This is a genomic window from Paraburkholderia sp. JPY419 (genome assembly GCF_050435705.1).
GTDB lineage: Bacteria > Pseudomonadota > Gammaproteobacteria > Burkholderiales > Burkholderiaceae > Paraburkholderia > Paraburkholderia youngii.
Map to the genome: position 1 here is coordinate 2,847,362 of NZ_JBNDKV010000002.1, position 23,008 is coordinate 2,870,369.

The 23,008-nt window shown below is 66.2% G+C and carries 19 protein-coding genes and 1 other RNA gene; 6 read left to right on the forward strand and 14 right to left on the reverse strand.

What is annotated here, in order from left to right; genetic code table 11:
* Positions 1-22: 22 nt before the first annotated feature.
* Both QFZ91_RS19295 and QFZ91_RS19300 read right to left on the reverse strand, forming a co-directional pair.
* Positions 23-532 (reverse strand): disulfide bond formation protein B, encoded by a 510-nt coding sequence (locus QFZ91_RS19295; protein ID WP_176105359.1) that lies wholly within the window; start codon positions 530-532, stop codon positions 23-25.
* 94 nt (positions 533-626) lie between these two features.
* The gene (locus QFZ91_RS19300; RefSeq protein ID WP_429568109.1) at positions 627-2,003 is read right to left on the reverse strand and encodes an amidase; all 1,377 of its coding nucleotides are present in this window, start codon (positions 2,001-2,003) and stop codon (positions 627-629) included.
* A 212-nt stretch (positions 2,004-2,215) separates the two neighbouring features.
* Between QFZ91_RS19300 and QFZ91_RS19305 the strand changes: the two genes are divergently transcribed.
* Positions 2,216-3,973 (forward strand): cation:proton antiporter, encoded by a 1,758-nt coding sequence (locus tag QFZ91_RS19305; protein ID WP_429568110.1) that lies wholly within the window; start codon positions 2,216-2,218, stop codon positions 3,971-3,973.
* A 127-nt stretch (positions 3,974-4,100) separates the two neighbouring features.
* Positions 4,101-5,552, forward strand: a complete 1,452-nt coding sequence (locus QFZ91_RS19310; RefSeq protein WP_429568111.1) for a gamma-glutamyl-gamma-aminobutyrate hydrolase family protein — start codon at positions 4,101-4,103, stop codon at positions 5,550-5,552.
* Between the two features lie 77 nt (positions 5,553-5,629).
* On the opposite strand, the gene QFZ91_RS19315 is transcribed toward QFZ91_RS19310, so the two are convergent.
* Positions 5,630-6,601: a hypothetical protein gene (locus tag QFZ91_RS19315; protein WP_429568112.1), complete on the reverse strand. Its 972-nt coding sequence runs from the start codon at positions 6,599-6,601 to the stop codon at positions 5,630-5,632.
* A gap of 180 nt (positions 6,602-6,781) precedes the next feature.
* Positions 6,782-7,306, reverse strand: a complete 525-nt coding sequence (locus QFZ91_RS19320) for a GNAT family N-acetyltransferase (RefSeq protein WP_176105364.1) — start codon at positions 7,304-7,306, stop codon at positions 6,782-6,784.
* 326 nt (positions 7,307-7,632) lie between these two features.
* Between QFZ91_RS19320 and QFZ91_RS19325 the strand changes: the two genes are divergently transcribed.
* Complete coding sequence (locus QFZ91_RS19325) at positions 7,633-8,934, forward strand: MFS transporter (protein WP_176124363.1); 1,302 nt, start codon at positions 7,633-7,635, stop codon at positions 8,932-8,934.
* A 76-nt stretch (positions 8,935-9,010) separates the two neighbouring features.
* Here the strand turns inward: QFZ91_RS19325 and QFZ91_RS19330 are convergent, their stop codons facing one another.
* On the reverse strand, positions 9,011-10,858 hold the full coding sequence (locus QFZ91_RS19330) for a tetratricopeptide repeat protein (protein ID WP_429568113.1): 1,848 nt from the start codon (positions 10,856-10,858) through the stop codon (positions 9,011-9,013).
* Positions 10,859-11,048: 190 nt separating this feature from the next.
* On the opposite strand from QFZ91_RS19330, the gene QFZ91_RS19335 reads away from it, so the two are divergent.
* A complete protein-coding gene (locus tag QFZ91_RS19335; RefSeq protein WP_429568114.1) occupies positions 11,049-12,743 on the forward strand; it encodes an FAD-dependent monooxygenase in 1,695 nt (564 codons plus the stop codon).
* 75 nt (positions 12,744-12,818) lie between these two features.
* Here QFZ91_RS19335 and QFZ91_RS19340 read toward each other — a convergent pair whose 3' ends face one another.
* The 4 genes from QFZ91_RS19340 to QFZ91_RS19355 are packed head-to-tail and all read right to left on the reverse strand — an operon-like array spanning position 12,819 to position 18,120.
* Positions 12,819-13,073 carry a formate dehydrogenase subunit delta gene (locus QFZ91_RS19340; protein WP_013090158.1) on the reverse strand — a complete coding sequence of 85 codons (255 nt, stop codon included), beginning with the start codon at positions 13,071-13,073 and terminating at the stop codon, positions 12,819-12,821.
* A gap of 8 nt (positions 13,074-13,081) precedes the next feature.
* On the reverse strand, positions 13,082-16,048 hold the full coding sequence (fdhF, locus tag QFZ91_RS19345; RefSeq protein ID WP_429568115.1) for a formate dehydrogenase subunit alpha: 2,967 nt from the start codon (positions 16,046-16,048) through the stop codon (positions 13,082-13,084).
* Between the two features lie 15 nt (positions 16,049-16,063).
* The gene (locus tag QFZ91_RS19350; protein ID WP_429568116.1) at positions 16,064-17,638 is read right to left on the reverse strand and encodes a formate dehydrogenase beta subunit; all 1,575 of its coding nucleotides are present in this window, start codon (positions 17,636-17,638) and stop codon (positions 16,064-16,066) included.
* Positions 17,635-18,120 (reverse strand): NAD(P)H-dependent oxidoreductase subunit E, encoded by a 486-nt coding sequence (locus QFZ91_RS19355; protein ID WP_429568117.1) that lies wholly within the window; start codon positions 18,118-18,120, stop codon positions 17,635-17,637. The genes QFZ91_RS19350 and QFZ91_RS19355 overlap by 4 nt, the downstream gene beginning before the upstream one ends.
* A gap of 135 nt (positions 18,121-18,255) precedes the next feature.
* On the opposite strand from QFZ91_RS19355, the gene QFZ91_RS19360 reads away from it, so the two are divergent.
* Both QFZ91_RS19360 and QFZ91_RS19365 read left to right on the forward strand, forming a co-directional pair.
* Complete coding sequence (locus QFZ91_RS19360; RefSeq protein ID WP_429568118.1) at positions 18,256-19,335, forward strand: substrate-binding domain-containing protein; 1,080 nt, start codon at positions 18,256-18,258, stop codon at positions 19,333-19,335.
* A gap of 130 nt (positions 19,336-19,465) precedes the next feature.
* Positions 19,466-19,732: a hypothetical protein gene (locus QFZ91_RS19365; protein ID WP_176369263.1), complete on the forward strand. Its 267-nt coding sequence runs from the start codon at positions 19,466-19,468 to the stop codon at positions 19,730-19,732.
* On the opposite strand, the gene QFZ91_RS19370 is transcribed toward QFZ91_RS19365, so the two are convergent.
* The 5 genes from QFZ91_RS19370 to ompA all read right to left on the reverse strand — a co-directional run bounded on the left by QFZ91_RS19370 (position 19,729) and on the right by ompA (position 22,925).
* Positions 19,729-20,010 carry a hypothetical protein gene (locus QFZ91_RS19370; RefSeq protein ID WP_429568119.1) on the reverse strand — a complete coding sequence of 94 codons (282 nt, stop codon included), beginning with the start codon at positions 20,008-20,010 and terminating at the stop codon, positions 19,729-19,731. The genes QFZ91_RS19365 and QFZ91_RS19370 overlap by 4 nt on opposite strands.
* A 121-nt stretch (positions 20,011-20,131) precedes the next feature.
* Positions 20,132-20,501, reverse strand: a transfer-messenger RNA (tmRNA) gene (gene ssrA / locus QFZ91_RS19375).
* Between the two features lie 87 nt (positions 20,502-20,588).
* Positions 20,589-21,302: a phosphoglycolate phosphatase gene (gene gph, locus QFZ91_RS19380; RefSeq protein ID WP_176124352.1), complete on the reverse strand. Its 714-nt coding sequence runs from the start codon at positions 21,300-21,302 to the stop codon at positions 20,589-20,591.
* Positions 21,303-21,343: 41 nt separating this feature from the next.
* The gene (ubiG, locus tag QFZ91_RS19385) at positions 21,344-22,042 is read right to left on the reverse strand and encodes a bifunctional 2-polyprenyl-6-hydroxyphenol methylase/3-demethylubiquinol 3-O-methyltransferase UbiG (RefSeq protein ID WP_176381302.1); all 699 of its coding nucleotides are present in this window, start codon (positions 22,040-22,042) and stop codon (positions 21,344-21,346) included.
* A gap of 235 nt (positions 22,043-22,277) precedes the next feature.
* Positions 22,278-22,925 carry an outer membrane protein OmpA gene (ompA, locus tag QFZ91_RS19390; RefSeq protein WP_026228725.1) on the reverse strand — a complete coding sequence of 216 codons (648 nt, stop codon included), beginning with the start codon at positions 22,923-22,925 and terminating at the stop codon, positions 22,278-22,280.
* Positions 22,926-23,008 lie beyond the last annotated feature (83 nt).

The window sequence follows — 23,008 nt, forward strand, 5'->3', positions numbered from 1 at the left end:
CATTGGCAATGCGGATCGGTCGTCAGGACACCCGATGGCGATTGCGCACCAGGCTCAGCACCAGCGCGACGAACGCGACGATGAACGCGACCCCCGACCACATTGGCAGCGTCAGCCCGAGAATCGGCGGATATGCGGTTTCGCACAGGCCCGCGACCTTGAACACGCTCGGCAGCCAGTGCGCGGGCGGCAGGCTGTCAACGATCGGCTGCAGTTCGTCGAAGCCGCAGCTGAAGCCAGGATTCGCCTGGATGTACACATGGCGCGCGGCGGTCGCGATGCCGGCGAGCGCCGACAGCGCCGCCATCACTTCGAGCAGGCGCACGCCGCGCCAGTTCTTGAAGCGCGCGCCGAGGAACGCGAAGATCGCGATCAGCAGAAAGAAATAGCGCTGGATGATGCACAGCGGACACGGGTCTTCGCGCAGGCCGAACTGCAGGTACAGCGCACCGCCCACGAGGGCGAGACAGATCAGGCCGAGCAGATTCAGCAGGGTGCGCTCGCGGCGCAGCATCGCGGAGTCGTTAGTCATGGATCTTCGATTGGTCTGGAGACGGTAGAGCGGGTGCCGGCGATTCTAGCGCGAACGCCTTTCGCGCCGCTTATCGCCTGACGATTGCCGCGCCTTAACGGATCGCTTTCAACACCGCCTCGGCCGCGCGGCCGATTGCGAGCAGCGCGTCGTCGGCGTACGGCGCGCCCGCCAGCATCAGGCCGACCGGCGCGTCGCCGCGCAGATGGCACGGCAGCGACAGCGCGCAGCTATCGAGGAAGTTGAACGCACTCGGGTTGCGCAGGATCAGCGCGTTAGTGTGGCCGAACGTGTGGTCGTCGAGCAGGTCGGCGAGGCGCGGCGGCACGACCGGCACCGTCGGCGCGACGACCGCATCGAAACGCTGCCACAGCGTGCGCGCGGCTTCGTCGAGCATCGCCGCGCGCTCGGCGAGCAGGTCCAGATAGTCGACCGCGGTGGCCGGCTGTCCTTTCATGATGCGCACGAGCACGCGCGGGTCGTACTGCTCGCGATGCTTGTCGAGCAGCGGGCGATGCCACGCATACGCCTCGATCGGCGCAAAGCCGAAGCGGTTGATTTCCGGCAGGCGGTCGAGCGGCGCGAAGCGCACCTCGCTGACGATCGCGCCGGCCGCCTCCAGGTGCTTGAGCGCGGTGTCGATCGCGCGCGCGACTTCGGGCTCGACGCCGTCGGTCACGAAGTTGGTCAGCACGCCGAGACGCACGCCTTCGAGCGGCCGCGCGGCCGGGATGCGCGGCTCGAGCCCGGCGAGCATCCGGTCGACCAGCGCGCAGCAGGCGACCGATACACCGATCGGCCCGAACGAATCGAGCGTCGACGACAGCGGCACGCCGCCTTGCTTCGGGATGCGCGCGGCGGTCGGCTTGAAGCCGGTCAGCCCGCACAATGCGGCTGGAATGCGGATGGAGCCGCCGGTGTCGGTGGCGAGCGCGACCGCCGCCATGCCGTCGGCGACCGATGCCGCCGCGCCCGACGACGAGCCGCCCGAAACCCGCTCGTCGCCCTTCACGCCGCGCCGGTACGGCGACAACGGATGGCCGTAGTGCGGATTCAGGCCGAGCCCGGAAAACGCGAACTCGCTCATGTTGGTGCGCCCGACGATCACGGCGCCGGCCCGTTTCAGCCGCGCGACCGCGACCGCGTCGGATTTCGCGGCTGGCGCATCGGCGAGCACGACGGAGCCCGCGCGGGTCGGCTGGCCTTCGATGTCGAACAGGTCCTTGACCGACACCGGAATCCCGGCGAGCGGCGACAGCACGGTGCCGGCCGCGCGCAGGCGGTCGTGCGCGTCGGCGGCGGCGCGCGCGGCATCGGCGTCGACGTGCATGAAGACGGCGGCGCCCTGGCCGGCGGGGTCGGCGATCCGGTCGAGCGCGGTTTCGACGAGCGCGCGGCTGGTGGTGCGGCCGGCGGCGAGATCGGCGGCAAGCTGGGCAAGCGGCGGGAACGGAGCGAAGTCAGTGGCCATGATGTCGGTAGAGATCCGGTTGAGCGCGGCTCGGGCGCATGAGCGGGGCGGTGTCGAGCCAACGGAAAGGTCCGTCCGCATTGTAGAGCATGGTTTTGCGGCCGAGCGGCCTGCCAGGGCCGGCGGGCGCGGCGCGCGGATTCGCCAAAAACATCGCCGGCCCGTTTGTTACACTGCGCCTTCCGAGATTACCGTTTGTAAGGAAAGCGCTCATGCACCATGGCATTGGCTTCATCCAGGATCTGGCCGTCGTGATGGCGCTGGCGGGCGTCGTCACCGTGCTGTTCCATCGCCTGAAGCAGCCGGTGGTGCTCGGCTATATCGTGGCCGGCGTGATCATCGGACCGTACACGCCGCCGTTCCAGCTGATCCATGACGAACAGACGATTCAGACGCTCGGCGAGCTGGGCGTCGTGTTCCTGATGTTTTCGCTGGGTCTCGAATTCAGCCTGCGCAAGCTGTTCAAGGTCGGCGCGACGGCGATCGTCGCCGCGCTGTCCGAGATCGTGCTGATGCTGTGGATCGGCTACGCGATCGGCAATGCATTCGGCTGGAGCCCGATGGATTCACTGTTCCTCGGTGCGATCCTCGCGATCTCGTCGACGACGATCATCGTGAAGGCGCTGTCCGACCTCGGACTCAAACGCGAAAGCTTCGCGCAGCTCGTGTTCGGCATCCTGATCGTCGAAGACATTCTGGGCATCGCGATGCTCGTGCTGCTGACCGGCATCGCGCAGACCGGGCAGTTGTCGGCCGGGCTCGCGGCCGTCACGCTCGGCAAGCTGCTGCTGTTCATGACGGTGTCGCTGCTGGTCGGCGTGCTGCTCGTGCCGCGCGCGCTGAACTACGTCGCGCGCACCGGCAGCAACGAGATGATGCTCGTGTCCGTGCTCGGCTTCTGCTTCGGCTTCTGCCTGCTGGTCGTCAAGCTCGATTACAGCATCGCGCTCGGCGCGTTTCTGATCGGCGCGATCATGGCCGAGTCGCGCCATCTGCATCGGATCGAGCATCTGATCGCGCCGCTGCGCGACGCGTTTTCCGCGATCTTCTTCGTGACGATCGGACTGATGCTGAACCCCGCCGTGATACTCGACTACGGATGGCCGATCGCCGTGATCACGTTCGCGGTGATCGCCGGCAAGATCGTGTCGTGCGGCCTCGGCGCGTTTCTGTCGGGGCAGGACGGGCGCACGTCGATGCGCGTCGGCATGACCGTGTCGCAGATCGGCGAGTTCTCGTTCATCATTGCGACGCTCGGTTTGACGTTGAAGGTGACGAGCGGGTTTCTGTATCCGATCGCGGTCGCCGTGTCGGCGTTGACCACGCTGACGACACCCTATCTGATCCGCGTCGCCGATCCGCTGACGCGCCGCATCGCGAATGCGATGCCCGCCACGTTATCCAACGCGTTCGGCATGTACGGGCAATGGCTGCGCAGTTTGATCGCGGCGCGCGGCGAGCCGACGCTGATCAGCATGACGCGGCGCATCGTATTGCAGATCGCGGTGAATCTCGCGCTCGTCGCGGCGATTTTCCTGGTGGTGTCGTATAGCGCGCCGCATAGCGGCCGGCTGCTCGCGCACTGGCTCGATGATGAGCCATTGCAACGCGTCGTGCAGTGGAGTGTCGCGCTGGTGGTGTCGCTGCCGTTCCTCGTGGCCGTGTATCGCAAGACCAAGTCGCTCGCGCTGCTGCTCGCCGAAGTCAGCGTGCAGCAGACCGCTGCCGGGCGCTTCACCAGCGCGCTGCGTCACGCGATCGCCGACCTCGTGCCGATCGTGTCGATGATCGGCGTGTTTCTGCTGGTGGCGGCGCTGTCGGGCAGCATCCTGCCGCCGACGGGCCTGCTCGTCGCGGTGCTCGTGTGCGCCGCGCTGCTGCTCGCGCTCGTGTGGCGCTGGTGCGTGAAGATTCACGCGTCGATGCAGATCGCGTTGCGGGAGACTTTCGACGAGCGGCCAGACCCTTGACTCAAAGGGTTTGTGTAAAGCTTCGCAACAATGTGAGTAATTGTTTGCGGGTTTGCCGGGCCTGCTGCACTGACGGATAATCAGGGCATATTCATTCGTTCGCGCGGAAGGCGCCCGTCCGACAGTCATGAGCGACAAACCCGAAAACGCCGGCACGACTGGCAGTCCACAGCCGAGCTCGCCCGCGCCGAGCGGCACGCCGGCCGCACCGGCGCCCTCGCTTCCTCCGTCGCATGAAGATGCCACCCAGTCGGCCGCCAAAGACACGAGCCCGGCCGCCGAGGAGGCGACCGCGCGGTCGTCGACCGACGATCCGATCAGCGCATCGTCAGTTACTCGCGAAGATCCGCGCACGGCGCGGTTGCGCGAGGCGGCGGAGGCACGCAGCGCCGCCGCCGAATCGACCGCGCGCCAGGAAGCCGCGGTGCACGAGCGCGAAGCGCGGCGCGCCGGTACGCGCCCCGTCGGCGCGACCACGGTGAAACCCGAGCCAGCCGTCAAACCGACGGCAGCCGCCGGCGAGCCTCTAGTGGGTGGCGGCCTCAGCGCCGCGGACGTCGCTACCGACGGCGAGATCGCCACCGAGGAAACCGCCGCGCGCGCGACGCGCGCGCCCGGCTCGCCGCCGCCCGGATTCGGCGCGGCACCCGATTTCAGCGCCACCAATCCGCCGCCGCCCAACGCGCTCCCGCCGTCGCCGCCGCGTTATCTGAAGCAGAGCGATTCGGCGTGGAGCGTGTTCGGCCGTATCGTCGCGGCGCGCGCGCGGCAGCTGTTCGATCGCGCGGGACAGCGGATCACGCAGCGCACGCTGCGCATCGGCGTGTCGGCGCGCATCTTCCACCCGGAACCGGGCGCGAAGGGCTTGCGCGGCAAGACGCTGCAGTATCTGGAGGAGTCGATCGCGCACTGGGTGATGTCGCGCGACGTGCTGGTATTCATGATCCCGACCGTCGGTCATCAGGGCATGCTGCACCCGAGCAACATCCGTCTGCGCGACTATGCGAAGCATCTCGACGGCCTGCTGCTGCAAGGCGGCGCCGACGTGTCGCCGCAGACCTACGCGGAAACGGCGAGCAGCCACGAATGGCCCGGTGACCGCGTGCGCGACATGTACGAGCTCGAACTGCTGCACGAGTTCGTCGAATCGGGCAAGCCGGTGCTAGGCGTGTGCCGCGGCTGCCAGCTGATCAACGTCGCGTTCGGCGGCACGCTGTATCAGGACATCGCGACCGATGTGCCTACCGCGAACGCCCACGTCAACGAGAACTACGATCAGCACCGGCACGGCGTGCATTTTCCCGATGGTTCGACGCTGCTGAACATGTTCCCCGGACGACGCGACGCGATCGTCAACTCGATCCACCATCAGGCGGTGAAGACACTGGGCCGCGATCTGAATATCGAGGCGGTGTCGGCGTCGGACGGCATCATCGAGGCCGTGCGCTATCGGCGCGCGCCGTTCGTGATGGGCGTGCAGTGGCATCCGGAGTTTCATCGCGCGGGCGGGCCGGAGCTGCTCGATTGCACGCCGTTGCTCGATACGTTCCTGCGAGTCGCGCGGGAGACGCGGTTTTGAGCAGGGCGGGTTCGCGTTGGCCCGACGGGGCCGTCCCATCCATTTGACGCACTGCCACGCTATGGGGCCGGCGGCGATCATTGCGCGAATTGTTCCGGGATTTCGGTGACGCGTCGCTGCGATATGTGATTCATCCACTGGGAGCTGTCCGCCGGCCGACCGTTCGACACGGTGGAGCGCGGCAGCGGCGCGGCGTCGCGTGAAGACATCATCGCGAAAGTCGTCACGTCGGCGTATTCGTCATCGCCGAACCGGGTTCGAACGCGCGCTTCATGCGACGACTCGTTTGCGGCATGGCGATTTACCGAAAGCGGACGCGTTTGCGCGCGAAGCGCACGACGCGCAGGCGAGGAGTGAATCGCATCACGCGGCGTGCGCGGATTTCGCGTGGTGTTGCGCTGAGGCAAAGCCGCTATGGGCGCGGGTGCAGCGGCGGCCACGTCGACAGGTAATGGCGGAAGCACAGCAGCCGGTGTGACGGCCTCGGCCATCACCGGCGCATCGCGACGCGGCATCAACGCCTGCGCCGACTTCAGCATCTCGGAGGCCATCTGCCGCGGCGCCAGAGGCTGATCGACGATCCACCACACTAGCGCCGCGACGCAGCCGATTACCCCGGCACTCGCCGCGACCGTACGTCGATTCCAAACTGAGCGCCGTTGCGCGATTCGCGGCGAGCGGGCCTTGAGCGCGATACGCATTGGACCCTGAGGCACCTTCCGTTGCATAGCGGGACGCGTCACCGTCGCGGTATGCGCCGCTTCCGCGGCATGCTGCGTGGCGTCCGCGACCGGAGCCTCGGCCGGACGCTTCGCGCCGCCCAGCGCGCCCTCGATCGACACCCACTGCCCATACGACAGCAACGGCTGATCCCTGATGCAGACGGTGCGCAGCAGCGCGGCATACAGCGAATCGAATTCGGCTCGCCAGCACTGAGCGTCGGGCAGCAACGCCCAATCGCGGCCGAACGATTCGGAAAGTTGATTGAGCGGACGGAGAGGGGGAAGGGCAAATGCGCCTTCGATCAAGGTGAGCGGCGTGCTGGTCATCGGTTTCTTCCGGTGTCTCGTGACAGGGACGACCGGCGAGGCAGGGACGGAATCTGTTAGGGGACCGATGAAGCCATCGGCGACAGAATATCGTGCCTCGAAACTACCTTGTCCACCCTTCAGATGACTCCGAAAACGGGGACATCACGGGCGCGCTGCACGTGCGTTCAACTGCGATGCTCAGGGCTTCAACCGGTACACGTAGCGCAGCGCGGTGATATCGACGCCGCCCATATGGTCGGGCTCCGCGCCGACCAACTGCCAGCCGTGCCGCTCGTAAAAGCCGATCGCCGCCGTGTTGCCCTCGAGCACGTACAGATACAACTGGGCCTCGCCTTGCGCGCGGGTCCAGTCAACGGCTGCGTGCATCAGTGTCTTGCCGACGCCGATGCCCTGATAACCGGGCAGCGCATGCAGGTTGTCGAGCAGCACGCCCCATGCGGACTCCGGCTGTCGCTCGACACACACGAAGCCGATCGGCTCGCCGGCCAATTCGGCGATCAGCACGATGCGGCGCTCGCCGCCCGGCGCGCCGAGACGCGCTTCCCAATAGGCGGCGCGTTCGCGCGTGACTTCGCCGTCGAGGAACGCGTCGGGCAACAGACCGCGATAGGTCGCCTGCCAGCTGGCGCTGTGGATCGACGCGATCAGCGCGGCGTCCTCGAGCGTGGCGGGGCGCAGGGAAAGAGCAGGGGTGGTTTGCATCGGAGTAATCAACTGAATGGCTTGCGCGGGCAGTCTACCGCTGCCCGCAGGTGTCGCGCGTAAGCAAACTGTATGCGTTTCGCGGCGACCTTATCAGCAGTAACATTACGTGGCATCGGCCCCGCATCAAGCTCAGCGTTTACCCTAGTCTCGGATGAACACAGTGGGCAGCGGAATGCGGCGCCCCCGGGCGCGCTTCGCCAATCGATAACCGCGTGTCCGTCTGCGGGATCCGCTTGCCAAGCGCAGTGGATCGTTCCAACTGCCCGCTCGTCACCGTCCGCGTCGATCCGTCCGACTGGGCGGCGGGCCTCTCCGAGAGTGTCATGTCTACCGCCACCCACGCCGCTTCCAATACCAAAGAATCCAAGGTCAAGACAGTGTTCCGCGTCGTCAGCGGCAACTTTCTTGAGATGTACGACTTCATGGTCTATGGCTACTACGCTTCCGCGATCGCCAAGACCTACTTCCCGAGCGGCAGCGATTTCGCGTCGCTGATGCTGTCGCTGTCCGTATTCGGCGCGGGCTTCCTGATGCGTCCGCTCGGTGCGATCGTGCTCGGCGCCTACATCGACCATCACGGCCGCCGCAAAGGCCTGATCCTCACGCTGAGCCTGATGGCGCTCGGCACGCTGACGGTCGCGACGATACCGGGCTACGCGACCATCGGACTCGTGGCGCCCGTGCTCGTGCTGTTCGGCCGGCTGCTGCAAGGTTTCTCGGCCGGCGCCGAGCTCGGCGGCGTGTCGGTGTATCTGTCGGAGATCGCGACGAAGGGCAACAAGGGCTTCTATTGCTCGTGGCAGTCGGGCAGCCAGCAGGTCGCGGTGGTATTCGCCGCGCTGATCGGCGTGGGGCTCAACAAGATTCTTCCCGCCGACCAGATGTTCGCGTGGGGCTGGCGCGTGCCGTTCCTGATCGGCTGTCTGATCGTGCCGTTCCTGTTCATCATCCGCCGCTCGCTGCAGGAGACCGAGGAGTTCACGGCTCGCAAGCATCGTCCGGGCATGGGCGAGATCCTGAAGTCGATGGCGGCGAACTATCCCGTAGTGCTGGGCGGCATGGGCATGGTCGTCATGACGACCGTGTCGTTTTACATGATCACGGCTTATACGCCGACCTTTGGCAAGGAGGTGCTGAAGCTGACGGCGATCGACGCGCTGGTCGTCACCGTCTGCGTCGGTATCTCGAACCTGATCTGGCTGCCGGTGTCCGGCGCGTTGTCCGATCGCATCGGCCGCCGTCCGGTGCTGCTCGCGTTCACGATCCTGACGATCCTCACCGCGTATCCGGCGCTGCAATGGCTCGTGGCCGAGCCGTCGTTCGCGCGTCTGCTCGCCGTGCAGCTGTGGCTTTCGTTCCTGTATGGCTGCTACAACGGCGCGATGGTCGTCGCGCTGACCGAAGTGATGCCGGTCGAAGTGCGGACCGCCGGCTTCTCGCTCGCGTACAGTCTCGCGACGACGATCGGCGGCTTCACGCCGGCCATCGCCACGCTGCTGATCCACGTGACCAACAACAAGGCGGCGCCGGGTCTGGTTCTCGGCGTGGCGGCGATCTGCGGTCTGCTCGCGACGCTGTTCCTGTATCGCACGCCGGAGGCGCGCAATCAGTATCGGGCGGCCTGACGGGTTCGCCCGATGTTCTGAAAGCAAAAACCCCGCGAAAGCGGGGTTTTTGCTTGTTGGCGGAGCGTGGCCGTCGCTACCCGTGGCGCAATTCGTTGGCGACCGCTTCGACGACTTCATCCCACGCGCCCGGCCGCGGCTGACGCACCAGCGTCGCGCCCGGATACCACGGGCTGCGCGTGTCGCCGTCGAACCAGCGCCAGTCGGCGGCGAATGGCAGCATCAGCCACAGCGGCTTGCGCAGCGCGCCGGCGAGGTGCGCGATCGAGGTGTCGATCGACACCACCGCGTCGAGCCGCTCGACGATCGCCGCGGTATCCGCGAAGTCGCCGATCCGTTGGTCGAAGCGATGGATCGCGGCCGCGCGCGGATGGGCGTCGAGCGCCGCGCGTTCGTCGTCGGACAGATCGGGCTGCAGCACGATCCAGTCGATGCCGTCGAGCGCGAACAGCGGCTCCAGCGCGGCGAGCGGCATCGTGCGGGTTTCGTTGCGCTGGATGCGCCCCGACCACGCGAGCCCGATCTTGCGCTTCGCCTGACCGCCGAGCGAGCCGCGCCATTTGCGGCGATAGGCCGGCGGCACGCTCAGATAGGGCGTGCGCGCTTCGATCGTGTCGTAGCGCGTGCCGAGCGCGAGCGGCAGGCTCAGCAGCGGAATCTGCAGATCGGCGGCGGGGCGCGGCTGACCTTGCGCGATCAGCGAGACGCGCCATGCCTGCGCGACGGGCGCGAGCAGCGGCACCAACTGCGGCTGCACTTCGAGCACGACGCGCGCGGCGCTTTGCGCGGCGAGCGGCACGAAGCGCACGAATTGCAGCGTGTCGCCGAAACCCTGTTCGGCATGGATCAGCAGCGTGTACTCGTCGATTGACTCGCCGTGCCAGCGCGGCAGCGTCTGGATCGCCGGTTGCGCGACGGTTTGCAGGCGCCATTCGTATTCGGGCAGACCGCGCTCGAAGTCGCGCATCGCAAGCCACGCGAGCGCTCGGTTCATATGCGCGGACGCGAGGTCGGGGCGCAGCCGCAGCGCCTGATCGAGCGCGCGCACCGCGGCCGCGTGCGCGCCGAGCGCCTGGTGCGCGGTGCCGAGCGCGAGCCACGCCAGCGCGAATTGCGGGTCGAGCCCGACCGCGCGCTCCAGATACGGCAAGGCCTGCTCGGCCCGGCCGAGCGCCGCGAGCGCGTTGCCCATGCCGTAGATCGCGGGCGGCAGGTTCGGCTGCAGCCGCAGCGCCGCTTCGAATGATGCGACCGCCTGCGCATGTCGGCCGGTCGCATCGAACGTGTTCGCGAGGTTGAAGTGCGCGGCGACGAAGCGCGGCTCGGCGGCGAGCGCGGCCTCGAAGCAGGGCACCGCTTCGTTCGGCCGATCGAGCGCGTTCAGCGACATGCCCATGTTGTTCAGCGCGCCGGCGTGACCGGGGCGCAGTTCGAGCGCGCGCCGGAACGACGCGATCGCGTCCGCGTGACGGCCGAGCGCGTGCAGCGCATTGCCGAGATTGTTGTACGACGACGCGTCATCCGGCTGCAGGCGCAGCGAGCGTTCGAACGCATCGGCGGCGTCTTCGTGACGGCCCAGCGACGCGTACGCGTTGCCGAGGTTGTAGTGCGCCATCGGGAACGTCGGCGCGAGCGTCAGCGCGTTGCGGAACTGCTCGATCGCGGCGTCGATCTGGCCGAGCGCCTTCAGCGCATTGCCGAGGTTCAGCTGCAGCGCCGCGTCTTCGGGGCGCAGGTCGACCGCGCGCCGCACGAGCGCCGCGGCTTCGGCGTGCTGGCCCTGCTGGTGGCGCAGCACGCCGAGCAGATGCAGCGCATCGACATGGCTGGGGTCGTGGTCGAGCGTGGCGCGGTAGCCGCGTTCGGCGTCGTCGAGGCGGCCGTCACGATGCGCCGCGAACGCGCGGTCAAATACAGGTTGCATGACGGGGAGGGCATTCGGATCAATCAGACTGGGCCGCATTTTCCCATACTTGCGCAAGGGGCCCGGATTTGCGCGGCTCGCAGGGGCCTCTGCAGCGCCGCGGCGTCCCTTCTGGGCGATTGATGCAGCGCACCGGTGTGCGCGAGGGCGGCGGCGTACACTGAACGCATTGTTGCCTCCGGAGTTCCGCATGGACGCTGCCGCCTACGACGCGTCGCCGGTGCTGATCGTCGGGGCCGGTCCCACTGGACTTGCCGCAGCGATGAGTCTCGCGCGTGCTCACATCCCCGTGCGTCTGATCGACAAGGCGCCGCAGCCGAACCCTTACTCGCGCGCGATCGGCATTCAGGCACGCACGCTCGAGCTGCTCGAGCAGCATCGGCTGATCGAGCCGTTTCTCGAACTCGGCCATCGAGCGCGCGTCGCAAATCTGTTTTCGAACGGCATGCGGCTTGCGCAGCTCGATTTCGACCCGCTGCACACGCGCTATCCCTATCTGCTGTTTCTCGACCAGTCGGTGACCGAGCGGCTCCTGACCGAGCATCTGGCGACGCTCGGCGTGAAGGTCGAGCGCGGCGTCGAACTGATGGCGTTCATGCAAGGCTCCGCGAGCATTCAGGCGACCCTGCGCCGCGCGGACGGCCGTACGGAAGGCATGCGCCCGTCATACATGATCGCCGCCGACGGCGCGCATAGCTCGATTCGCCATCGCCTCGGCCTGAACTTCGAGGGCAAGACCTTCGAGCAGACCTTCCTGCTCGCTGACCTGCACGCGGAAACCGACTGGCCCGACGACGAGTTCCATATCTTCGCGTCGGGCGACGGTCTCGTCGCGCTGTTTCCGATGGGCCATGGCCGTCATCGACTGATCGCCGATCATGCGGTCGAGCCGTCCGGCGCCGCCGCCCCGCCCGCCACCCCCGCAGTGCCGTCGCTCGAACAATGCAAGGCGCTGATTGCGCGACGCGTGCGCGAGCGCGTCGCCGTGTCCGATCTCGCGTGGTCGGCGTATTTCCACGTGAATAGCCGGATGGTCGATCGGCTGCGCGTGGGCCGCATCTTCCTCGCCGGCGATGCCGCGCACGTGCACAGCCCCGCGGCCGCGCAGGGCATGAACACCGGCATCCAGGAAGCGCTCAATCTCGGCTGGAAGCTCGCGCGTGTGATCGGCGGCGCGGCGCCGGATCGCCTGCTCGACACGTACCACGCCGAACGGCACCCGATCGAGCGCGAGGTGCTGCGGCAGACCGGCTTCATCACGCAAATGGCCGAGGCCGATCACGGTCCGCTGAAGCTGCTGCGCGAGCGCGTGATGCCGGTGCTGGCCGCGCTCGGGCCGCTGCGCGATGCCGCGCGCGCGACCATCAGCGAGCTGGCGATCCAGTACCGGCGCAGTCCGCTGACGCTCGAACGCGTGCTCGACGGCGGCCCGCGCGCGGGCGAGCGCGCGCCGGATGCGCTGGTGCATGTCGTCGACGGTCCGCTCGGGCGCGCGCCGGGCGTCGGCTGCATTTTCGATCTGCACGATCCGGCGTTCTTCTCGCTGTTTCTGCTGGTGCCGCCGCTGCCCGTCGACGGCACGCCGCTCGATCCGGCCGCGAAGCATGCGGCGCCGCCGGACCCGGAGCTGGAAAAGCTCGCCGCCGAGGTCGAGCGGCTGCTGCCGAACGCGGTGCGGATCTGGCGCGTCACCGATACGAGCGGCGACGGCGGCCCGGCGCTGTCCGAATCGTATGGGCGTACGCGGCCGTCGTTTTATCTGGTGCGACCCGACGGCTATATCAGCGCGCGCGGACGCACCGGCTCGGACCTGCACGGTCTCGTACGGCACTGCGAGGCGTGGTTTGCGGTGGGGGGAGAGATACACGAGCAGGCGACGCTGTGATCAGGGTCGCCTGCTGCGCGCCAGCGGATTTCGCCGCCGTGCCACGGTGGTTGGGAAAATGGCCTAAGTCTAAGCCTAAGCCGCCGACGCCTGGGCCGGCGTCAACTTCTCGCGATACCTGACGATCGCCTCGCGCGTGAAGTTCGTTAGCGCGATGTCATAGGTGTCCGGCGCTTCGTCGAGGGTTGCGAGCAGCGCGCGACGCATGCGCGGCTCCCAGAAGCGGCGGATGTGTTCGGCGACGCCGGTCAGCGCTTCCTCGTGGTCGGGCATCGACTCGAAGAAGTCGCCGATCCGGTTCGCCATGTCGATCAGATTCCGATTGTCCATCGCTCGCCTCACTTGCCCGCGGTAACGGCCGCGGCCGAATCGGCCTGCTCGCGCCGTTTCAGCAGATCGAGCTGTTCGCTACTGAAGCGCGAATAGTCCTTCTGCCATTGCGACGGCTGCTCGACCGGCATCACCTGCACCGCGGTCACCTTGTATTCGGGGCAGTTGGTCGCCCAGTCGGAGCTGTCGGTCGTGATCACGTTCGCACCCGATTCGGGGAAGTGGAACGTCGTGTAGACGACGCCCGGCTGCATGCGCTCCGTCACCTTCGCGCGCAACACGGTCTGCCCCGCGCGCGATTCGATGCCGACCCAGTCGCCGGTCTTGATGCCGCGTTCCTCCGCATCGTCCGGATGCAGTTCGAGCCGGTCTTCGTCATGCCAGAGCGAGTTGTCGGTGCGGCGCGTCTGCGCGCCGACGTTGTACTGCGTCAGGATGCGGCCGGTCGTCAGCAGCAGCGGATACTTGCGCGTGACCTTCTCAGGCGAGGCGATGAACTTCGTGATCACGAACCTGCCCTTGCCGCGCACGAAGGTACCGACGTGCATCGTCGGCGTGCCGTCGGGCGCGTCCTCGTTGCACGGCCACTGGATGCTGCCCAGTTCGTCGATCTTCTGGAACGACACGCCGTGGAAGGTCGGCGTGAGCCGTGCGATTTCGTCCATGATCTCGGACGGATGGGTGTAGTCCATCTCGTAGCCGAGCGCGCGCGACAGCAGCTGCGTGACTTCCCAGTCCGCGTACCCGCCGAGCGGCGGCATCACCTTGCGCACGCGCGAGATGCGGCGCTCGGCATTGGTGAACGTGCCGTCCTTTTCGAGGAACGACGAGCCGGGCAGCAGCACGTGGGCGTACTTGGCGGTCTCGTTCAGGAAGATGTCCTGCACGACGATGCATTCCATCGACGACAGCGCCGCCGCCACATGATGCGTGTTCGGGTCCGACTGCACGATGTCCTCGCCCTGGCAGTACAGGCCTTTGAAGCTGCCGTGCAGCGCGGCGTCGAACATATTCGGAATGCGCAGGCCCGGTTCCGGTTGCAGCGTGACGTTCCAGGCGTTTTCGAACTGCGTGCGCACGAGCGGATCGCCGATGTGCCGATAGCCGGGCAGCTCGTGCGGGAACGAGCCCATGTCGCACGAGCCCTGCACGTTGTTCTGGCCGCGCAGCGGATTCACGCCGACACCTTCGCGGCCGATGTTGCCGGTCGCCATCGCGAGGTTCGCGATGCCGATCACCATCGTCGAGCCTTGCGCGTGTTCGGTGACACCGAGGCCGTAGTAGATCGCGGCGTTGCCGGCGCTCGCGTAGATGCGCGCGGCTTCGCGCACCTGTTGCGCGGGCACGCCGGTTGCCGCTTCGGTCGCCTCCGGCGAGTTCTCCGGCAGCGCGGCGAAATCGCGCCACTGCTCGAACGCGCGCGTTTCGCAGCGCTCGGCGATGAACGCTTCGTCGAGCAGGCCTTCGGTGACGATCACATGCGCGAGCGCGTTGACGATCGCGACGTTGGTGCCGGGCCGCAATTGCAGATGATGCGAGGCCTTCACGTGCGGCGTATCGACGATGTCGATCCGACGCGGATCGACGACGATCAGCTTCGCACCCTCGCGCACGCGCCGCTTCAGACGCGAGGCGAACACCGGATGGCCGTCGGTGGGATTCGCACCGATCACCATGATGACGTCGGCCTTATCGACCGAGGCGAACGTCTGGGTGCCCGCCGATTCGCCGATCGTCGTCTTCAGGCCGTAGCCGGTCGGCGAATGGCAGACTCGCGCGCAGGTGTCGACGTTGTTGTTGCCGAACGCGGCGCGCACGAGCTTCTGCACGAGGTACGTCTCTTCGTTCGTGCAACGCGACGACGTGATGCCGCCGATCGAATCGCGCCCATGCTTCGCCTGGATGCGACGGAACTCCGATGCCGCGTACGAGATCGCTTCGTCCCAGCTGACTTCGCGCCACGGGTCGGTGATCTTCGCGCGGATCATCGGCTTCTTGATGCGGTCCTTGTGCGTCGCGTACCCCCACGCGAAGCGCCCCTTCACGCACGCATGGCCTTCGTTGGCCTGGCCGTTCTTGTGCGGCACCATGCGCACGACCTGATTGCCTTTCATCTCGGCCTTGAACGAGCAGCCGACGCCGCAATACGCGCAGGTGGTGACGACCGAGTGCTCGGGCTGGCCGAGCATCACGACGGTCTTTTCCTGCAAGGTCGCGGTCGGGCACGCGGCCACGCACGCGCCGCACGACACGCACTCCGATTCCATGAACGGCTGGTTCTCGCTCGCCGCGACGCGCGATTCGAAGCCGCGTCCGGTGATCGTCAGCGCGAACGTGCCCTGGGTTTCCTCGCACGCGCGCACGCAGCGATTGCAGACGATGCACTTCGACGGGTCGTACGTGAAGTACGGATTCGATTCGTCCTTCCTGTCCTTCAGGTGATTCTCGCCGTCGAAGCCGTAGCGCACTTCGCGCAAGCCCGTCACGCCGGCCATGTCCTGCAGTTCGCAGTCGCCGTTGGCGGGGCAGGTCAGGCAATCGAGCGGATGATCGGAGATGTACAGCTCCATCACGTTGCGACGCAGCGTCTGCAGACGGTCGGTCTGCGTGCGCACCTTCATGCCGGCTTCGACCGGCGTCGTGCACGAGGCCGGATAGCCGCGCCGTCCTTCGATTTCGACCAGACACAGACGGCATGAGCCGAACGGTTCAAGCGAATCGGTCGCGCACAGCTTCGGCACGTTGACGCCGGCTTCGGCCGCTGCGCGCATCACCGACGTGCCGGCGGGCACGGTCACCGCCTGGCCGTCGATTTCGAGCGTCACGTCGACGTCCGAGTGACGCGCGGGGGTGCCGTAGTCGGTGTCGTCGGCGAACGGGTTGGCGGCGCGTGCGATGGCTTGCGACTTGCACGCGCAGTTGCCTGAGCCGCAGCCGCCCCCCAGGGGGACGGGAGAGTTGAACTGGTCGGACATGGTGAACTCCTCGTGTCAGGCCGCGGCCGCTTTGCTGGCGTGGTCGGCAGTGGGATCGGCGGCGAGACCGAAGTCTTCAGGGAAATGATCGAGCGCGGACAGCACCGGGAACGGCGTCATGCCGCCCATCGCGCACAGCGAACCGGACACCATCGTGTCGCACAGATCGCGCAGCAGTTGCACCTGACGCGTCGAGGTATCGCCATTACGAATCCGCGCGATCACTTCGACGCCGCGCGTCGAGCCGATCCGGCACGGTGTGCATTTGCCGCACGATTCGAGCGCGCAGAAGTGCATCGCGTATTGCGCGAGCTCGGCCAGGTTCGACGTGTCGTCATGCACGACGAGACCGCCGTGGCCGATCACCGCGCCGACTGCCGCGTACGCTTCGTAGTCCATCGGGATGTCCCACTGGCTTTCCGGCAAATATGTGCCGAGCGGACCGCCGACCTGCACTGCGCGCGCCGGTCGGCCACTCGCGGTGCCGCCGCCGAAGTCGTCGAGCAGTTGGCGCAATGTCACGCCGAACGCGAGTTCGACGAGGCCGCCTCGCTTGATGTTGCCGGCCAGTTGGAACGGCAGTGTGCCGCGCGAGCGGCCCATGCCGAAGTCCTTATAGAACGCCGCGCCGCGCGCGAAGATGATCGGCACCGTGGCGAGCGTGATCACGTTGTTGATCACGGTGGGCTGGCCGTAGAGACCGACGAGGGCGGGCACCGGCGGCTTCGCGCGGACGATGCCGCGCTTGCCTTCGAGCGATTCCAGCATCGCGGTTTCTTCGCCGCACACGTACGAGCCCGCGCCTTTCGCGACGAACAGCTCGAAGCGCTGCCCGCTCGAGAGCACGCTGTCGCCGAGCCAGCCGGCTGTGCGCGCGCGGGCGATGGCCGCTTCGAGCGTCGCGATCGAGTGCGGGTATTCGCTGCGCACGTAGATGTAGCCGACGGTTGCGCCAGTCACGATGCCCGCGATGATCATGCCCTCGATCAGCACGTACGGATCGCTTTCCATCACCAGGCGATCGGAGAAGGTGCCCGAATCGCCTTCGTCGGCATTGCAGACGACGTACTTCTGCGCGGCCTTCGCGCCGCGCACCGTGCGCCACTTGATGCCGGCCGGGAAGGCCGCGCCGCCGCGGCCGCGCAGGCCGGATAGGATCAGCGCTTCGCAGGCGGCATCGCCGTCGGTTTGCAGCGCGTTGCGTAGGCCTTCGAGGCCGCCGTGTGCGACGTAGTCGTCGATGGACAGCGGGTCGGTGATGCCGATCCGCGCGAAGGTCAGGCGCTGCTGCTTCTTCAGATACGGAATCTCGTCGACCACGCCGACGCGCCGCGCATGCTCGCCGCCGTCGACGAAGCCCGCGTCGAACAACGCAGCGACGTCTTCCACGTCGACATTCGCATAGCCGATGCGGCCTTCGGGCGTCACGACTTCGACCAGCGGTTCGAGCCACAGCAACCCGCGCGAACCGTTGCGGATCAGTTCGATCGCCATGCCGCGGCGCGCGGCTTCGCTGGCGATGGCTTCGGCCAGCGCATCGGCGCCGAGCGCAAGCGCCGACGAATCTCGCGGAACATAGATGCGCGTCATGCCGGCACCTCCACGCGTTTGCTGGCTGCGGCGAGCAGCGCGTCGAATTTCTGTGGCGTAACGCGTGCGTGCAGCGTGCCGTTCAGCATCATCGCCGGCGACAGCGCGCATTGGCCGAGGCAGTACACCGATTCAAGCTCTACCGTCGCGCCGTCATGGTGACCGGTGTCAAAGCGACAACCCGTGTGCGCCTCGATGTGCTGGGCGAGCGCCTCGGTGCCCATGCTGCGGCATGCTTCGGCGCGGCACAGCTGTACCGTGACGGGCGCGGCCGGCGTGGTGCGAAAGTGATGGTAGTAGGTGATGACGCCGTGCACTTCCGCGCGCGACAGGTTCACCGCGCGGGCGAGCGGTCCGACTGCGGCAGGTGGCACAAAGCCGAGTTCGTCCTGGATCGCATGCAGGATCGTCATGAGCGTGCGGCCCGGTTGCGCGTGTCGTTGCACGAGCTGATCCGGCGCCGTGGCGAGAGAATCGTCCAAAGTGGGGGCTCCTCCAAAGCGATATATGCACTTGTTATTCATAATACGTGCACGTATGCTTCGCTTATTCGATATGGTATAGCCGAAAGATAGGCGGGCTAACCGGCGCGTGCAATAGGAAACGGTCAAACATATATGGTCAGGATCGAATGTCAGGTCGAGCTGGTCGTGAAGGGTGCGGACGGCCGCGAGGCCAGCCTGTCTGACGTGGTGCCGCTGCTCGCGCTTGTCGATGAATCAGGCAGCATTGCGCAGGCCGCCGCGCTTAAGGGTTTGTCCTACCGGCATGCGTGGGGTTTGCTGCGCAGCATCGAGGAGCGGCTTGGTGGTCCGCTGATCGCGAAAGAGCGGGGGCGCGGCTCTGTCTTGTCCGACCTCGGGCACGCGGTGCTGCGTGGACAACGGCTCTGCGGTGAGCGGCTCGACGGCAATCTGCAGGCGCTCGCGAGCGAAGTGGCGAGCGATCTGAACCGCTGGCTCGCGCCCCCCACCGATAACGTGCGCATCCACGCGTCGCACGGTTATGCGGTGGCCGCGCTCGTAACGGCACTGGTCGCCAACGACCTGCCGGTCGAGATCAAGTACCGCGACGGCGCCGACGCGGTCAGCGCGCTCGCGCGCGGCGAGTGCGATCTGGCGGGTTTTCACCTGCCGCTCGGCGAGTTTCGCGCGGTGTGCGCCGATACCTACCGGCGCTGGCTCGATCCGCAACGCCACGTGCTCGTGCATCTGACCCGCCGCAAGCAAGGGCTCTTCATCGGCAAGGGCAATCCCAAGGGAATCGGCGGGCTCGGCGATCTGGCGCGTGACGACATCCGTTTCGTCAACCGCCAGCCCGGCTCGGGCACGCGGATGCTCCTCGATCTTTCGTTGCGACAGATCGGGGTGGACCCAGACCGCGTGAACGGCTATGCGTCGACCGAGCTGACGCACTCCGCGATCGCGGCGTTCGTCGCGAGCGGCATGGCGGACATAGGCTTCGGCGTGCAGCCCGCCGCGCATCATTTCGGGCTCGACTTCATTCCGATCGTCGACGAGGACTATTACTTCGCATGCGACCGCGCGCACCTGTCACGCGCGCCGCTCGCGACGGTGATCAATCTGTTGCGCGGCAGCGCGTTTCACCATCGTGTCGAGCAGCTCGCCGGCTACGATCCGTGCGACTGCGGCAGGCTCGTCGATGTCGACGAGGGGCTCGGCGGCGCGCTAGCTTAACGGCGGCGTAAGAGCTCGTAATCAGAAACTCGATGGCGCTCGGCGCGCGCTGCTGCGCGGCAAGCCGGTTTCGGCTACTCTCTTGGCTTCGTATCCGCTCAAACCGCGCGGCAAGCCGCGCCGAACCAACATGAAAGCTCTTTTCCACGCATGCGCCGCCGCTGCCGCGGCTGGTGTGCTCTGTGCCACCGTCTCCGTCGCTTACGCGCAAAACTCGCCTGGCGTGCCGGGGGGCATCCTGAACGATGAATTCCGCCTCAACGAGCATCCGCAGATGCCGTTCGCCGCGTCCGCGCCGTCGGACAAGTATCAGCACGGCAAACGATCGGCAGCGCGCAAGCGCGGTGACATGGGCGATCCGAGCGGCTGCAATCTGCAGTGCCCGAAGGACGACTAAGGAACGGCGCGGGCTTCGCCCGAGCTTCGAGGTTTGACGCAACGCCGGCCTTGGGGCCGGCGTTGTGCTTTATGGCCGGTGCAATGGTGGCGCAGTTTGCGGACCGGCTGTGTCCTTGAAGCCGTCCCCTTTGCATCGCCGGCCTGCTTGTCGGCCGCGTAGTGGTGCAGCGGATGGCCCTTGTACGCCCATCGCTGCTTGCCGTCCGAGTTCGGGATTAGAGTCCAGTCGTCCGACGGCTTGTCGGTCGGCGCCGCCGCCGCCGGCCAGTTGCTCATGCAGCCGGTGGTGCTACCGGGTCATGTTGTTGGTCGCGGACGGTACCGAAAATAAAAAACCCCGGCAGCGTGAAGCTACCGGGGTTTTTCGGAGCCGTTCATTGCGAACGTGCCAGGTGTTTGGTGGAGGCGGCGGGAATCGAACCCGCGTCCAGAAGTCCTCTACGACCAGTTCTACATGTTTAGTTCTGTCTTTTGATTTAACCGCAGCGACGCGGACGAACACGCTGCGCTACGGCGATTCACTAGATTTTCGACCCGGACGTCGTGACGCCGCCAAGGCTTAACTGACGTATATGACCTCTGTCGGCATTGCTACCGGTCTTGCGACACTAGCCCGTCAGTGAACTAGGCAGAGGACGGCGGCCCTTAGGCTGCCAGTGCGAACGTATCGTCGTTTGCAGTTACGTTTTTCCCATTGATTAACGAGGTGACGGGTCCTCGACATGCCCTAGCCGCTTCGCAACCCCTGTCGAAACCAGGTCGCCCCCGCGGTTCGTTGCTCACATATGTGAGCCAAAGGAGATTTTACAATAGATCGACGGCACGCGTCGCACGCATTGGCTGGCCGGACTTGGTCAGACAATGTCGCGCAGCAGCGTCTGCAACTCGGCCGTCGACTCCACCACGTGTTGCGCGTGCCACCGTGACGGCGGAATGTCATTGCCGCAATAGCCGTACGCGGCGGCGACGGTCTTCATGCCGGCAGCAAAACCGGCCTGCACGTCGCGCAGATCGTCGCCGATATAAACGACGCGTTCCGGCGCGATGTCCAGCTCACGCGCCGCGTGCAGCAGCGGCGCGGGGTGCGGCTTCGAATGTGGGGTCGTGTCGCCGCTCACCACGCAGCCGGCGCGCTCCTCGAGCCCGAGTTGCGCGACGAGCGGTTCGGTGAGCCGCGCGACCTTGTTCGTGACGATGCCCCAGCGCACGCCGCGCGCGTCGAGTTCATCGAGCACTTCCGCGATGCCAGGAAAGAGCGTCGTCTCGATGCACAGGTCCGCTTCGTAGTTCGCGAGAAACTCCTCGCGCATCGATGCGAATTCGTGATGATCGGGCCCGATGCCGAACGCGCCGCAGATCAGTCCGCGCGCCCCGGCCGAGGCGAGCGGGCGCAGCTTCTCGAGCGGCACCATCTCGAGTCCCCGGTCGTGGCGCATTTTATTGACGGCGGCCGCGAGGTCGGGCGCCGTGTCGGCAAGCGTGCCATCGAGGTCGAAAAGCACGGCGAGGCAAAAGCCGAGCGTGTCGTCGTTGTCTTCGCGTTGCGGCAGGGGAGTCGGGTCGCTCATTGTTCGTTTCGGATACGGCGGATCGGGGCGGTTCTGGCAGGTCAGGCGTCGCGGCGACAGGCGAGCATGTAGTTGACGCTTGTGTCGGACGACAGCGCGAAATGCTTGCTGAGCGGGTTGTACACGATGCCCTTGATGTCGGCCGTGCGCAGATCGGCAGCGCGCACGAAGCCGGCGAGTTCGGACGGGCGGATGAAGCGCGCGTAGTCGTGCGTGCCTTTCGGCAGCATTCGTGCGATGTATTCGGCGCCGATCACCGCAAACAGATACGACTTCACGTTGCGGTTCAGCGTGGAGAAAAACACCCAGCCGCCTGGCTTCACGAGATTTTTGCAGGCCTCGACGATCGCGGCCGGCCTGGGCACGTGCTCGAGCATTTCCATGCAGGTGACCACGTCATAGGTGCCCGGTTCGCGCGCGGCCAGCGCCTCGGCCGAGATTTCTTCGTAATCGACGGTTACACCGCTTTCAAGACTGTGAAGATCGGCGACGCCGAGTGCCTGCGTCGACAGGTCGATGCCCTTAACATGCGCGCCCAAGCCTGCCATCGATTCCGACAGGATGCCGCCGCCGCAACCGATATCGAGCACCTTTTTGCCGGCGAGATGCGCGTGGGCGTCGATCCAGCGCAGGCGAATCGGATTCAGTTCGTGCAGTGGTTTGAATTCGGCGTTCGGGTCCCACCAACGATGCGCGAGGTCGCTGAATTTCTGTAGTTCGTGGGGATCGGCGTTGGTCATGGCGGAGGCTGCCTCGATGAAAGCGGTGAGCGGACGCTCGAGGATAAACTCTGAGTATATAGGGCAAGAGAAAGAGCGGCAAAAGCGCGCCAGCGAGCGGCTGCCAATCCGAGCTGCGAGCCGCTAGTAGCGGAACGGGGTGTTCCTCCGCCGCGCATCACGCCACGTTGCGGCACCCGCACATAAAAAAAGCCCCGCCGAAGCGGGGCTTTCGATACTGCGGTAATTTTCCAGCTTACTGCTTCGGCGTACCCACAACTTCGACTTCCACGCGGCGGTCCGGTGCGAGGCAGGCGATGAGTTGCTTGCGGTTCTTCTGGTTGCAACCGGTGGTAACCGGGTTGCGGCGGCCCTTGCCTTCCGTGTAGATACGGTTGGCTTCGACGCCCTTGCTGACCAGGAAGGCCTTCACAGCTTGAGCACGACGCAGCGACAGACGGTCGTTGTAAGCGTCCGAACCGATGCGGTCGGTGTGGCCCGTAGCAACGACGACTTCGAGGTTGATGCCTTGGATCTTCGATGCCAGTTCGCTCAGACGTTCCTTGCCAGCCGGCTTCAGGATTGCCTTGTCGAAGTCGAACAGCGCATCAGCTTGATACGTAATCTTTTCGCTGGAGATTGCCGGAGCCGGAGCGACCGGTGCCGGCGGGGTCGGAGCCTGAGCAACCAGAGCGCCGTCGCACTTGGCGTTAGCCGTTGCGGGCGTCCAGAATGCATCGCGCCAGCAAAGCTCGTTCGTGCCGTTCATCCACACGTATTCGCCAGTACCATTCACCCAGTTGTCGTTGGTAGCTTGTCGCGACGCCGGCACCGACTGCGCCATGGCGGATGCAGCCATAACTGCGGTAGCTGCAATGAACGCGAGCTTTGAAAGTTTATTCATATTTCTCCTCTCGAAATTGAGATTACCGCAGGTTTACTGCGAGCCTGTTGACGGATGACCAGTCATACATTGCTCGAAGTATA